Source organism: uncultured Mailhella sp., assembly GCF_944324575.1.
Classification (GTDB): domain Bacteria; phylum Desulfobacterota; class Desulfovibrionia; order Desulfovibrionales; family Desulfovibrionaceae; genus Mailhella.
Window position 1 is genome coordinate 1 of the sequence record NZ_CALUWV010000058.1, and the last position, 13,289, is coordinate 13,289.

Genomic DNA, 13,289 nt, shown 5'->3' on the forward strand with positions numbered 1-13,289 from the left:
TTGTCCGCGTCGGACAGTTCGTCCATGCCGAGGATGGCGATGATGTCCTGAAGGTCCTTGTACTTCTGCAGCACCTGCTGAACACGACGGGCCACGGAATAGTGTTCCGTGCCGACCACGTTCGGGTCGAGGATGCGGGAGGTGGAGTCAAGCGGGTCCACGGCCGGGTAGATACCCAGTTCGGCGATGGAACGGTTGAGCACCAGCGTGCCGTCCAGGTGGGCGAAGGTGGTGGCGGGAGCCGGGTCGGTAAGGTCGTCGGCGGGAACGTACACGGCCTGCACGGAGGTGATGGAACCAGCGGAGGTGGAGGTAATACGTTCCTGCAGACCGCCGAGGTCGGTGCCGAGGGTGGGCTGATAGCCCACGGCCGAAGGCATGCGGCCCAAGAGTGCGGACACTTCGGAACCGGCCTGCGTGAAGCGGAAGATATTGTCGATGAAGAGCAGCACGTCCTGATGCTCTTCGTCACGGAAGTACTCGGCGCAGGCAAGGGCGGTGAGGGCCACGCGGGCACGGGCTCCCGGGGGTTCGTTCATCTGGCCGTAGACAAGCACGGCGCGTTCCAGAACCCCGGCTTCCTTGAGTTCGCCGTACAGGTCGTTGCCTTCACGGGTACGTTCACCAACACCCGCGAACACGGAGTTGCCGCCGTGCTGCTTGGCGATGTTGTTGATCATTTCCATGAGGATAACGGTCTTGCCCACGCCGGCGCCGCCGAACAGACCGATCTTGCCGCCCTTGGGGAAGGGAATGAGCAGGTCCACGACCTTGATGCCGGTTTCCAGAAGTTCCACCTTGGTGTTCAGTTCGGTGAACGCCGGGGCGGGACGGTGGATGGGGAAGTACTTGTCCGTTTCGATGGGGCCGAGACCGTCCACGGGACGACCGACCACGTTCAGGATGCGGCCGATGGCAGCCTTGCCCACGGGGGTCATGATGGGCTTGCCGGTATCGACCACTTCCATGCCGCGAACCAGACCGTCGGTGCTGTCCATGGCGATGGTACGCACCACGTTGTTGCCCAGATGCTGGGCGACTTCGCAGACGAGGTCCGTGGCGTTGGGGTTGTTGACATTATTGATCTCGAGCGCGTTGAGGATGTTCGGCAGCTGTCCCTCAGGGAAAGCCACGTCCACAACAGCGCCGATGACCTGCACAATATGGCCTTTGTTTGCTGTCATGCCCTAATGCTCCTACTGGCTTTGCTGCGCATTTGCGCCGCCAACGATGTCGATAAGTTCGTTGGTGATGGCAGCCTGACGGGTCTTGTTGTAAAGAAGCGTCAGAGAATTGGTCAGTTCGTCGCAGTTGCGCGTGGCGTTGTCCATGGCGGCCATGCGCGCTGCGTTTTCGCTGGCGGAGTTGTCGAGAAGTCCGCGATAGATCTGAACGTTCACGTACCGGGGCAGAAGTTCCGCCAGAAGAACCCCGACTTCGGGTTCATACAGGCATTCCGCCGCCGGCTTGCCTTCGTCCTCTTCCTTCGCGGCAGAGGTCACGGGCAGAAGCTCCATCTTCGTGGGAATCTGGCGCGTCATGCCGGCGAACTCGCTGTACACAAGGTAGACTTCATCGGCCTCGCCGCTTTCATAAAGCTGCGACACCTTTCCGCCCAGACGGGCCGCCAGGCGGAAATCGAAGGAACCCATGGCGTCTCCGTACGATTCGATGATCTCGTAGGAGGTCTTGCGCACCGCGTCGCGGCCTTTCCGGCCCACGCAGATGAACCGGACGGTCAGCCCCTCGTCGGTTCTGGCACGGGCCAGATCGAGAGCGGTCGATATCAGATTGACGTTGAAGCCCCCGCACAGGCCGCGGTCGGAGGAAAGCAGCACGATGACCGCCGATTTGACCTCCTTGTGCACCTGAAGCAGCGGATGGGCCGCATCTTCCGTTCTGGCGGCAAGGTCGCCCAGCATCTCGCCGAACTTTTCCGCGTAGGGGCGGAAACGCTCAATGCGGTTCTGGGCGCCGCGCAGCTTCGCCGAGGCGACCATTCCCATGGCCCTCGTGATCTGCTTTGTCTTGCCGACGCCAGCTATCTGGAGTTTTACATCTTTCAACGAAGGCATGAGTTACCCCCGCGCCTTGAAGGATACCTTGAACTCTTTGATGGCCGCGGAAAGACGCGCTTCCAGATCGTCGTCCAGCTTCTTGCGATCGCGGATATCGGCGAGGATATCGGGCTTTTCGGTACGAAGCATTTCCAGCATGCCGCCTTCAAAGGGCAGCACGTCCTTCACCTCGATGTCATCCAGGAAGCCGCGGGAAGCGGCATAGATGGAGGCCACCTGCTCTTCCGTGGGCATGGGATGATACTGAGGCTGCTTAAGAAGCTCCGTCATGCGGGCACCGCGATCGAGGATGGCCTTGGTGTCCTTGTCCAGGTCGGAACCGAACTGGGCGAAGGCCGCCATTTCGCGGTAGTGGGCGAGGTCCAGACGCAGAGAACCTGCAACCTGCTTCATGGCCTTGATCTGAGCGGCGCCGCCCACGCGGGACACGGAGATACCCACGTTGATGGCGGGACGGATGCCGGCGTTGAAGAGGTTGGTTTCCAGGAACACCTGACCGTCGGTGATGGAGATCACGTTGGTGGGGATGTAGGCGGAAACGTCGCCGGCCTGCGTTTCGATGACGGGCAGAGCCGTCAGAGAGCCGGCACCCAGCTCGTCGCTGAGCTTGGCCGCGCGTTCGAGCAGACGGGAGTGCAGGTAGAACACGTCGCCGGGGAAGGCTTCACGTCCCGGAGGACGACGGAGCAGCAGGGACATCTGGCGATAGGCCACGGCCTGCTTGGAAAGGTCGTCGTAAATGATGAGGGCGTGTTCGCCGTTGTCGCGGTAGTATTCGGCCATGGTGCAACCGGAATACGGGGCGATGTACTGCAGAGGCGCGGATTCCGAAGCGGAGGCGGACACGATGGTGGTGTATTCCATGGCGCCGTGCTGACGCAGGGTTTCCGCAACCAGAGCGACGGTGGACTTCTTCTGGCCTATGGCCACGTAGAAGCAGTGCACGCCGGTGCCCTTCTGGGCGAGAATGGCGTCCACGCAGATGGCGGTCTTGCCCACCTGACGGTCGCCGATGATGAGTTCACGCTGACCGCGGCCGATGGGCGTGATGGCGTCGATGGCCTTGATGCCCGTGACCATGGGTTCGTGAACGCTCTTGCGCTGCATGATGCCGGGAGCCTTGAGCTCCACGGGACGGATTTCCGTGCTTTCCACGGGTCCCAGTCCGTCGATGGGCTGGCCCAGAGGATTCAGCACGCGTCCGGCCACGGCGGGACCGACGGGCACCGAGAAGATGCGGCCGGTACGCTTGACCGGGTCGCCTTCCTTGATGCCGGTGTCGTCGCCGAGCAGGGCAACGCCGACATTGTCTTCTTCGAGGTTGAGCACCATGCCCATGAGTCCGCCGGGGAACTCCAGCAGCTCCATGGACATGGCATTCCGCACGCCGTACACGCGGGCGATACCGTCGCCCACGTACATGACGGTGCCGGTCTCGCTCATTTCCACATGCTGGTCGTAGTTGCGGATCTGCTCCTCGATGATCTTTCCGATCTCTTCAGCCTTGATGTGCATGGCCTACTCACCCCTCTTGATGGATTCCCTGAGGTTGTCGAGCTGCGCGCGCAGGCTTGCGTCGTACACCTTGTCTCCCACACGGAAAACGATGCCTCCGATGATGGAAGGGTCGATGACGTATTCAAGCTCAAGCTTGCGCTCTGTCTGCGATTCCAACTTTTTCTTGATGCTGTCCTTATGCGCGTCGTCCAGCTCCACGGCCGTGGTCACGACACCGCGGGAAATGCCGCGGGCCTCGTCGAGCATGACCGAAAAATCCGCCGCAATGGCGGGAATGAGCGGCAGCCGGCCCTTATCGGCCAGAAGCGCACAAAAACGTTGTTCCACGGCACCGCCGCCCGCCACATCCAGCAGGGACAGCACCACTTTCTTCTTCTCTTCCGTGGAGAGGACGGGATTGCGAAAAGCCTCGGCCAGCCGGGGGGTCTTTTCCACAGCCTCGCCCAGAGCACTCAGAGACGCTCCATAGCGTTCCAATTCCGCCATGCCCGCCTCTTTCCCGAGGGAAAAGAGCGCCGAGGCATAGCGCCGGGACACGACATTGCCGATCACTGCAGCACCACCTTGGTCAACGATTTGTCGATCAGTTTCTGATGCGTCGTGGCATCCAGCCTGTCGAGAAGGCTCTTTTCCACCTCCGCGACAATGGTTTCCGCCATACGTTCGCGGATGGCCTCAAGCTCAGCCTTGCCTTCCTGTTCCGCGCCTTTCTTCGCCTGCTCCACAATGTGGGCAGCCTGCTTTTCAGCTTCGGACACGATGGCGTCTCTGATGCGTTCCGCCTGCGCGCGACCTTCATCCAGAAGCTTCGCGCATTCCGCTTCCACGTCGGCTATCTGACGTTCGACCTCAACAAGCCGGGCCTCGGCCTCCTGCTTGCGTCTGGCCAGATCGTCCATTTCCTGAACGATCTCCTCACGGCGACCCGTGAAGAATTTTTTGATGAGTTTGCCCGCCGCGTACCAGATGATGCCGACGAAGATGGCGGCATTGATCACGCGGAGCAGAAAGTCACCCCACGGCAGGGAGTGCCCGTCGCTCGCGGATGCGATCTGGCAGGAAATCAGGACCAGAGCGCAGGCCGTCACTATACCATAGATTCTTTGCACGCCGTTCTCCTTGCTGCGATGATGCTAGCCAAGCATGGCCTTGAGGGCAACCTGAACGAAATCCCCCACTCTGCCGTCGAGTTCGCGCCTGGCCTCCGCGCTCTCCGCGCGGACACGCTCGGCGGCGGCTCGATGGATGGCGCGGGCCTCGTCGCCCGCCTCGTTGAGGCGGGCCTGCGCAGCCTGTTCCGCAGCGGCCTTCATGCTGTTGCGCACTGCCGCCACTTCCGCGCGGGCCTTTTCGATGCGGGCGTTGTAACCTTCCATCTTGAGGCCTGCTTCTCCTTCCAGAGAACCGGCAGCGCCTCTCAGTTCATCGTTCTGCGCGCGACGACGGGCAATGATGCCGCGCACCGGGCGCACGATGAGGTAATTTATGATCGCAAGGGCGATCAAAAAATTCACCAACTGAATCAGGAGGGTTATGTCGATACTGATCATTCCGAGAACCTCCAACCGAAGCTGTAAAAAGGGGCCACTCTACCATTGTATTCTAAGCCCCCAAAGTTCTGCGCTCCTGAATTATTGGGAGTAGAATCATTTTTTTTAGCTACCCCGTTTTCCGCACTTTGTCAAAGCCGACACTCTTTTTTTTCAAGAAATAAAGAGGTTCCGTCAGGTATTTTGCACAAAAAGTTACAAAATATGCGGACAGGTCATATCATACCGGAAAGCCTCTTTCTTTTGCCTGAAATTCTCGAAATCATCCTCCAGAAGAGACGACGGGAGCCGCGACATTTCAGAATTCTTCTCCGTTTGAGCCGGATAAAAAATAAATAAAATTCTGTTAGCCACTTTTTTCACGACATATAAAATCACCCCTTTCTTCTATATTAACCAATTGTTTTTCAATGTTATTTTTTATATTAACCCCGGCTTTGACACACTGAAGCAAAAAAGTAACGACAAAACAGGATTGTCACAATTCTGACACATTTCTCCCGGAGAACGGTCGTTTTCTTCGACAGGAGGCTCCCCGCTCCCTTGCAGGAGACGGACCGGAACACGCCGAACGATCGACACACGCACGACAGGTGAAGATGCGTGAACGTGTTGCAACGGCATGAGCGGCACGTTCCGGCAAGCGCACCCTGTAGACTGCCTTTCGGCAGGGGCTGCAAAGGACAACCCGCCTCCTTCCAAAGGCGGTCGACACCTCGCGTCTTCGGGGCAACGTCATGCTGGCACGAATTGCAAACATCTCGTCAGGCAGGGAACGCCGGAAGAAAGAACGCAGAGAACCCAAGATGAAATGGACACCCGGACAGCGCGCCGCCTGGCCGGGGACGCGCCTGCGGAACAGGGAACGTCGAGTCTGCCGGAAGCGCCCTTTTCCGAAAAAAACGCTCCGGCAGACACGGCTCTCTCTTCTATACGGGAAAAAACGGCATCGCCAGTGAAGCGACGGTACGGAAAACGCGGCACGCGTACGGCCTGCGGAAAGTCGGCGCGGCACGCAGAACATTGCCCACACAGGCCATGCGGAAGCCTGCCCTGTGCAACAAAGGAACGAAACGGCAAAGCACAGCAAAGCCCCTCGAAAAAACGGACGACGAGTCTTCGGCACGATCCCGGCAACGACAAACATCCTGCCCGCAGCTATGACGAACCGAGGCGCTGCCAGAAAAGAGCCCTCCCCTTTTCAGGCAAAGCAGCCCTCAGACACGGCCCGCTCTTCGATACGGGGAAAAACGGCATCGCCAGTGAAGCGACGGCGGGGTTGTCGGGCCGTTTTCCTGCGCGCAGAATGACGGCAGGAGGTTCGACGCCTCCATGAAAGCGCTGCGGGCGGCTTCCGGGATGCAGCCGGTCTTCTGCCGTCAGCTCTTGAAGACGAAGCGGCGCATGGAAATACTGAGCACTATGCCCACGAGCGCGCAGTTCACCACAAGGGCCGTGCCGCCGTAACTGATGAAGGGCAGCGGCATGCCCACCACGGGCATGAGCCCCACGACCATGCCGATGTTCACGATGATCTGCCAGAAGAAGTAGAAGAAGATGCCTGCGGCGAGCGTGGAGCCGAAGCGGTCCTTGGCGTCGCGCACGGTGCTGTACATGGTCATGAGGAAGAGACAGAACAGCGTGACGAGTGTCATGCAGCCTGCAAAGCCCCATTCCTCACCAAGCACGGCAATGGCGAAGTCGGTATGCTTTTCCGGCAGAAAGCGCAGCTGGCTCTGCGTGCCCGCAAGAAATCCCTTGCCGAAAATTTCGCCCGAGCCGATGGCGATCTGCGACTGAATGATGTGATAGCCCGCGCCTCTGGGGTCTCGCGTGGGATCAAGGAAGGTGAGTATGCGTTCCTGCTGGTAGTCGTGCAGCACGAACCAGCCGAGGGGCATGAGAAGCGGAATGACCACGAGGCAGACGCGCAGCACCCGCCACTTCACGCCATGGAAGAGCACCATGCCGCCAAGCAGCACGAGCACGGTAAGGCCGGAACCGAGGTCCGGCTGCTTGGCGATGAAGAGAAACGGCACCACGCCTATGGCGAGCACCTGCCCGAGTCTCTTCCAGCCGAGGGACTCGCCGTCGCGGCACAGCGCCTTGGCGCCCATCATGAGCACGGCGAACTTGGCGAGCTCGCTGGGCTGAAGGTTCATGACGCCGAGGTCTATCCAGCGCTTTGCGCCGTACACGGTCTTTCCCACGATGGGCACGAGCATGAGCAGAATGATCACGATGATATAGCACGGCACGGCCAGACGCTCGATGCGCCGATAGTCGATGAGCATGCACGTGACCATGACGAAAAGCCCGATGAGCCCCCACACGAGCTGACGCTGATAGAAGGGGGAAAGCACGAATCCGCCCTCGATACGGGAACCGCTCGCCGAATACAGATTCACCATGCCTACGGCGAAAAGCAGTATGGTAATGAAGACAAGCCCCCAGTTTATCTGGAAGAACAATCTTCTGTCGGGCATCTGCATGGGGAACCTCGGCACAGGCGCCGGAAGATGGCCGGCCCCTTGAGAAAAAAGGAGCGCCCCGAAGGGCGAAGAGGCGGAGAAACGGGCTCCGCGCCCCTTCCGACCCGAACGGAAAGCCCAGGCCGGAAGGGTGTCTTGAATGATCGTCACCCGAAGGCGGGTTATTTTTCCGAAGCCATTTCGCGGTCGCGCTTCAAGGCTTCCAGCACGGCGTCGGTCACGTGACCGGGCACGGCGCAGCGCTCCATATGGTTCACGCCGCGTATGGTGGTGCCGGAAGGCGAGCACACCTTCACGCGCAGATCGGCAAAGCTCTCGCCGCTTTCCAGCGCCAGCCGGGCCGTGCCTTCCACCATGGCCGCAATGAGCTCGCGGGAGACGGAGGCCTTGAGGCCCATGGTGATGCCCGCGTTGAGCAGCCCTTCCATGAAGAGCAGCGCAAACGCCGGGCCGCAGCCCACGAGCGAGGAAAAGGCCGGGAACTGCGCTTCGGGCAGCACCACGGCAATTCCCATGAGGCGGAACATGGCAAGAAGCTCCTCGCCTCGCACCGCATCGAGCGCGGGATCATCGAAGCAGAGCGCGAACACGCCCTTGCCCACGATGACGGGAAGATTCGGCATGCAGCGCACCACGGCACAGCGACCGTCCACGCCGCGGCGCAGCTTCTCCTGAGAGAAGGCGGCGGCCAGGGAAACCACCACCTTGGAGGAATCCAGCGCGGGGCGGATTTCCTCAAGCATGGCTTCCATCTGATAGGGCTTTACCGCAAGAATGACGACGTCGGCCTTCTGCGCGAGCTCAAGCGGCGTTTCCACGAAGGTCACGCGCCCCTCGGGGCCGATGCCTTCCACCTTGGCGCGGGTATGATCGTGACCTGTCAGCGTGAACTCTTCATGGGGAACGAGTCCCCTGAGCACGCCTCCGCCCATGTTGCCGCAGCCTATGCAACCTATGGTCTTCATGGCTCAGCCTGCGATTTCCGTCCGGCTGAAGAAGAAGGCGACTTCCCGGGCAGCGGTTTCGGGAGCGTCTGAGCCGTGAACGGCGTTGGCCTGCACGCTTTCGGCATAAAGCCTGCGGATGGTGCCTTCGGCGGCGTTGGCGGGGTTGGTGGCTCCCATGAGCGTGCGATAGGCGGCTATGGCGTTTTCGCCTTCAAGCACGGAACAGACCACGGGGCCGGAGGTCATGTATTCCACGAGATCGGCGTAGAAGGGACGATCCTTGTGTACTTCGTAAAAGGCTTCTGCCTGTGCGCGGGTAAGGCGGATCATCTTCATGGCAACGATGCGCAGGCCGCTCTTCTGGATCATGGCCAGAATTTCGCCCTGCAGGCTGCGGGCCACGGCGTCGGGCTTGATGATGGAAAGGGTTTGCTGAATCATGGGAAAACCTCCGTCCTGACGTTGCGGGGCAAAGGCCCTTGCACGGGCTGCCCCCGTGGGAAAGAAACGGGCCTGAAGGCCCGGACCGGAACCCTTGCGACAAGGCAGGGGAATCCGGCGCGTTCCCCGGGCGGAGCGCATACCCGGGAACGTGACATTCAAAGGACCCGACCGTCAAAAAAAAAAGACGGAAGGCGCCCGAAACATTATCATGACATGGCCGGCAACGTGCCGCCGGAAAAGATCCGTCCCGGAAGCGCCGGGAGAAAAAGCCTCCGCCTTCCCGCAAGGGGAGACGGAGGCGGAACATCAGTTTTTGAGCGTCTTGAGCACGGGCAGCGTCTTCACGAACTGCAGGGCCAGACGAAGCTGGTTGTCCCGCGCGAGCATGGCGCTCATGTCCTCGGCGTCGCTTTTCTTTTCCTCTTCCCTGGGCGCGTCGGCCTTTTCGTCCTTCTGTTCGAGGTGACCGCGCAGATCCTTTTCACGCAGAAGCAGGGCGGGCTCGCCCGTATCTTCGCGGGGAGGCTCCCAGGCCACTTCAAAGTCGGGCGTGATGCCTTCGGCCTGAATGGACTTGCCCGACGGCGTGTAGTAACGCGCCACGGTAAGCTTGAGGCCCGCGCCGTCGGCAAGCGGGATGAGATTCTGCACCGAGCCCTTGCCGAAGGTGCGTTCGCCGAGAATGAGCGCGCGCTTCTGATCGCGCAGCGCGCCGGCCACGATTTCGGAAGCCGATGCCGAGCCGGAGTTCACCAGCACCACCAGGGGGCAGTCCACGTCGTCCTTCTGGACATGGGCCTTGAAGGTGCGTTCGGAAGAGGCGTCGCGGCCGCGCATGGACACGATGACGCCATCCTTCAAAAACAGGTCGGCCACTTCCACGCTCTGATCGAGCAGACCGCCGGGGTTGTTGCGAAGGTCGAGCACGATGCCCTTGAGCTCGCCTTTTGCGCGCGCCTTGGCCACGGCTTCGGCAAGCTCCTGCGAGGTATGACCGCTGAAGCGGGTGAGACGAATCCACCAGTAACCGGGCTCAAGCTCGCGGGACTTCACGCTGATGAGCGGAATGGCGTCGCGCTTGATCTTCATGGTCACGGGACGGGAACTGTTCTTGTGCAGAACCTGCAGTTCCACGGTGGTGCCGCGCTTGCCACGCATCTTGGAGACCACCTCGGTGAGGGACATTTCCATGGTGTACTGGCCGTCCACGGCAATGATGGAGTCGCCCGCGCGCAGACCGGCCTTGTAGCCGGGCGTGTCTTCAATGGGGCTCACCACCATGACCTGACCGTTCTCCACGGTGATTTCCACGCCCACGCCGAAGAACTCGCCGCTGGTGTTTTCCTGCATCTCCTGAAATTCCTTTTCCGTCATCAGCGTGGAATGAGGATCGAGATTCTGGAGCATGCCCTTGATGGCGCCGTCGAGAAGTTCCTTCTGGGACACGTCGTTGACGTAGTACTGCTCCACCATGTCCAGAATCTGACTGAAGCGGCGCAGGGAATCGTAGTCGTTTTCCGCGCTGACGGCCTTCATCACGCCGCCGCCGGACAAGAAGATGACAAGGGCGAGCGCCGACGTCGTCAGCACACGTATCTTTTGCATGGGGAGCCTCCAGGTGGGGATGGAACTGCGCAACAAGATAGAGCCGTTCCCACCAAAACGCAACGTATTTCCTTGCGCGGCGGCACGGCTAAAAGACCGGAAGCGCCTCCCGCCCGCTTCCGGACGCGCCTTTCCGGGCCGTCCGGCTCCGCCCTTCCGCGTCGATCATCCGGCCTTCAACATTTCATTTGACGAGCGGAGAAGAGAAACGTACCCCTTAAAAAAAGGGAGATTCCGCATGAGCCTTGTTTTCGACCTGCCCGAATGGCTGGAGAGCTTCCGGCCTGACGACGATCTTTACGCGAACGCCTACGAGGGCACGCCCGCGCCGCTGCGCGCCCTGCTCAAGACGGCCATAGCCTTCGCCTTCCACCGCTGGAAAGCGGACGCGGGCGAATCGCTCGCGCAGACAAAAAGCACCCGCGCGGGCTTTTTCCGCACGGAAGCCGCACATCCTGCGGACTGGGTGCTGGCCGTGGCCGCCGAGGGCTTCGCCTCGCCCTCAAGGTTTCTGGCCGCGCTCGTTCCGGCCGTCATCGCAGGCACGGGAAAAATCGCAATCGTCTCTCCCGCGCCCTTTGCGCCGGCCGTGGCCACGGCGCTGGAGCTTTCCGGGCTTGAGGATTCCTTCATGCTGGACGATGCGCGCACGGTCGATCTTTATGAGGATCTGCGCGCCGCCTCGCCCGACGGACGCGTAGTCGTTTTTCCCTCGCCGCAGCCTTTGACTGCCGGACAGAAGGACGTGCTGCACCGCGCCGCCGCCGACGGCGTGCCCGTATTCCGCGACCATGCCGCGCCGAGACTTCTTTCCCTGTACGGAAAGACGGAAGGCGACAGCTGCGGCCTTTCGCCTGACGAAGTGCTCTCCCGCCTTCGCTGGCTGCACCCCGACGCCGTGCTTCTCGACGAGCCCGCCCCGGGCATGAGCGCCGTGTTCGCGCCGGAAGGCTGCGGGGCTCCCTGCCCTGCGCCGCTTCTCGCGGGCCCCGGCATGGAAGCCTGCTGGCAGAGCCTTGAACCCGAATTTTTCCGCACCCGCACCCTTTCCGCCCATCTTGTTCAGGAGATCCAGTCATGAGGCAGGACACCATGAAGAACCTGCGAAACATAGGCATCATCGCCCACATCGACGCAGGCAAGACCACGCTCAGCGAACGCATTCTTTTTTACACGCGCAAGATCCACCGCATGGGCGAAGTGCATGACGGCACGGCCACCATGGACTTCATGCCCGAAGAACAGGAACGCGGCATCACCATAGCCGCGGCCGCTTCCACCTGCCGCTGGAAGGACTGGACGCTGAACCTCATCGACACCCCCGGTCACGTGGACTTCACCATAGAGGTGGAACGTTCGCTGCGCGTGCTCGACGGCGCGGTGGGCGTGTTCTGCGCCGTGGGCGGCGTGGAACCGCAGTCGGAAACGGTGTGGCGGCAGTCCGAGTCCTTCTGCGTGCCCAAAATCGCCTTCGTGAACAAGATGGACCGCGTGGGCGCGAACTTTGCCGCCGTGCTCGACGCGCTGCACGAAAGGCTCGGCGCCAATCCCGCGCCCGTGACCGTGCCGCTCGGCGAGGGACCGGAGTTCTACGCCGTGGCCGACGTGATCGCCATGAAGAAGCTTGTGTTCGACGAGGACTCGCAGGGCCGGAACATGGACGTTCTGCCTCTTGAGGAGGATGAGAAGGAGCTGGCCGCGCTGTGGCGGGACAGGCTGCTTGAAACCCTCGGAGAAAACGACGACGCCTTCATGGAGCTCTATCTTGAGGAGAACTTCACGGAAGAAGACATACACGCGGCCGTCAAGCGCGCCACGCTCGCGCGAAAGGTGACGCCCGTGCTTGCGGGTTCCGCGCTCAGGAATGCGGGCGTGCAGCCGCTGCTCGACGCCGTGGGCCGCTACCTGCCCTCGCCCCTCGACGTGCCCGCTCCGCACGGCACCACCGTGGACGGCAGGGAAGAAAAAACGCTCGACATAAGTCCCGACGCCCCCTTCTGCGGGCTGGTGTTCAAGGTGCTCATGGAAGGCGGCCGCAAGACGGCCCTCGTGCGCATCTACTCGGGCAGGCTGAAGGACGGCGACGCGGTACGCAACACCGCGCTCGGCAAGGACGAGCGCGTCTCGCGCCTGTTCCGCATGGACGCCGATCAGCAGGAACAGCTTTCCGAAGCCTCCTCCGGCGACATCATCGCCGTGCTCGGCCTGCGGGCGGCCCGCACGGGCGACACCGTGGCCGCACCCGGGCTCGACATTCTTCTGGAAAATCTGGAAGAGGTGAAACCGGTCATTTCCATGGCGCTCGAACCGCGCAATGCCGACGAGGGCAAGACCCTCGACGAAGCCCTTGCCCGCTACAGCGCCGAAGATCCCACGCTCGGCGTGAGTCAGGACGAAGGCTCGGGCAACCGCATCATTTCCGGCATGGGCGAACTGCACCTCGACGTCATCATGGAAAGAATGCGCCGCGAATACGGCATAAGCCCGCGCGCCGGTCAGCCGCAGGTGGTGGCGCGCGAGACCGTGCGCGCCGAGGCCGAAGGCCACGGCCTGTTCGACCGCGAACTCGGCACCGTGCACCACATAGGCGAAGTCACCCTCACCATGGCCCCGGCCGGACGCGACGAGGGCAACACCATCACCCTTTCCGACGCT

The 13,289-nt window shown here is 61.4% G+C and carries 12 protein-coding genes; 2 read left to right on the top strand and 10 right to left on the bottom strand.

Annotated elements, in window-relative coordinates:
* From atpD to Q0J81_RS07865, 10 genes are all read right to left on the bottom strand, one after another.
* On the bottom strand, positions 1–1,184 hold a 1,184-nt coding region (gene atpD, locus Q0J81_RS07820; protein ID WP_294447025.1), incomplete at its 3' end, for a F0F1 ATP synthase subunit beta.
* A 12-nt stretch (positions 1,185–1,196) separates the two neighbouring features.
* On the bottom strand, positions 1,197–2,075 hold the full coding sequence (locus Q0J81_RS07825) for a F0F1 ATP synthase subunit gamma (protein WP_294447026.1): 879 nt from the start codon (positions 2,073–2,075) through the stop codon (positions 1,197–1,199).
* Positions 2,076–2,078: 3 nt separating this feature from the next.
* Positions 2,079–3,593 carry a F0F1 ATP synthase subunit alpha gene (gene atpA, locus Q0J81_RS07830; protein ID WP_294447027.1) on the bottom strand — a complete coding sequence of 505 codons (1,515 nt, stop codon included), beginning with the start codon at positions 3,591–3,593 and terminating at the stop codon, positions 2,079–2,081.
* Between the two features lie 3 nt (positions 3,594–3,596).
* Positions 3,597–4,148, bottom strand: a complete 552-nt coding sequence (atpH, locus tag Q0J81_RS07835; protein ID WP_294447028.1) for an ATP synthase F1 subunit delta — start codon at positions 4,146–4,148, stop codon at positions 3,597–3,599.
* A complete protein-coding gene (locus tag Q0J81_RS07840; RefSeq protein ID WP_294447030.1) occupies positions 4,145–4,705 on the bottom strand; it encodes an ATP synthase F0 subunit B in 561 nt (186 codons plus the stop codon). The genes atpH and Q0J81_RS07840 overlap by 4 nt, the downstream gene beginning before the upstream one ends.
* 24 nt (positions 4,706–4,729) lie before the next feature.
* Entirely contained in the window at positions 4,730–5,146 is a 417-nt protein-coding gene (locus Q0J81_RS07845) for an ATP synthase F0 subunit B (RefSeq protein ID WP_294447032.1), read from the bottom strand.
* A 1,379-nt stretch (positions 5,147–6,525) separates the two neighbouring features.
* Complete coding sequence (gene rodA, locus Q0J81_RS07850) at positions 6,526–7,638, bottom strand: rod shape-determining protein RodA (RefSeq protein ID WP_294447034.1); 1,113 nt, start codon at positions 7,636–7,638, stop codon at positions 6,526–6,528.
* 161 nt (positions 7,639–7,799) lie between these two features.
* Entirely contained in the window at positions 7,800–8,603 is an 804-nt protein-coding gene (gene proC, locus Q0J81_RS07855; protein ID WP_294447035.1) for a pyrroline-5-carboxylate reductase, read from the bottom strand.
* A 3-nt stretch (positions 8,604–8,606) separates the two neighbouring features.
* Entirely contained in the window at positions 8,607–9,026 is a 420-nt protein-coding gene (gene ndk, locus Q0J81_RS07860) for a nucleoside-diphosphate kinase (RefSeq protein ID WP_294447036.1), read from the bottom strand.
* A 309-nt stretch (positions 9,027–9,335) separates the two neighbouring features.
* A complete protein-coding gene (locus tag Q0J81_RS07865; protein ID WP_294447037.1) occupies positions 9,336–10,634 on the bottom strand; it encodes a S41 family peptidase in 1,299 nt (432 codons plus the stop codon).
* A gap of 238 nt (positions 10,635–10,872) precedes the next feature.
* Between Q0J81_RS07865 and Q0J81_RS07870 the strand changes: the two genes are divergently transcribed.
* Both Q0J81_RS07870 and Q0J81_RS07875 read left to right on the top strand, forming a co-directional pair.
* Positions 10,873–11,715, top strand: a complete 843-nt coding sequence (locus tag Q0J81_RS07870) for a histidinol dehydrogenase (protein WP_294447038.1) — start codon at positions 10,873–10,875, stop codon at positions 11,713–11,715.
* A partial coding sequence (locus Q0J81_RS07875) for a translation factor GTPase family protein (protein ID WP_294447039.1) occupies positions 11,712–13,289 on the top strand: 1,578 nt, incomplete at its 3' end. The genes Q0J81_RS07870 and Q0J81_RS07875, both read left to right, overlap by 4 nt.

Excerpts from the sequence above, each read along its gene's own strand:
- Q0J81_RS07825 (WP_294447026.1), bottom strand. The coding sequence starts at position 2,075 with ATGCCTTCGTTGAAAGATGTAAAACTCCAGATAGCTGGCGTCGGCAAG.
- atpA (WP_294447027.1), bottom strand. The coding sequence starts at position 3,593 with ATGCACATCAAGGCTGAAGAGATCGGAAAGATCATCGAGGAGCAGATC.
- Q0J81_RS07845 (WP_294447032.1), bottom strand. The coding sequence starts at position 5,146 with ATGATCAGTATCGACATAACCCTCCTGATTCAGTTGGTGAATTTTTTG.
- rodA (WP_294447034.1), bottom strand. The coding sequence starts at position 7,638 with ATGCAGATGCCCGACAGAAGATTGTTCTTCCAGATAAACTGGGGGCTT.
- proC (WP_294447035.1), bottom strand. The coding sequence starts at position 8,603 with ATGAAGACCATAGGTTGCATAGGCTGCGGCAACATGGGCGGAGGCGTG.
- ndk (WP_294447036.1), bottom strand. The coding sequence starts at position 9,026 with ATGATTCAGCAAACCCTTTCCATCATCAAGCCCGACGCCGTGGCCCGC.
- Q0J81_RS07865 (WP_294447037.1), bottom strand. The coding sequence starts at position 10,634 with ATGCAAAAGATACGTGTGCTGACGACGTCGGCGCTCGCCCTTGTCATC.
- Q0J81_RS07870 (WP_294447038.1), top strand. The coding sequence starts at position 10,873 with ATGAGCCTTGTTTTCGACCTGCCCGAATGGCTGGAGAGCTTCCGGCCT.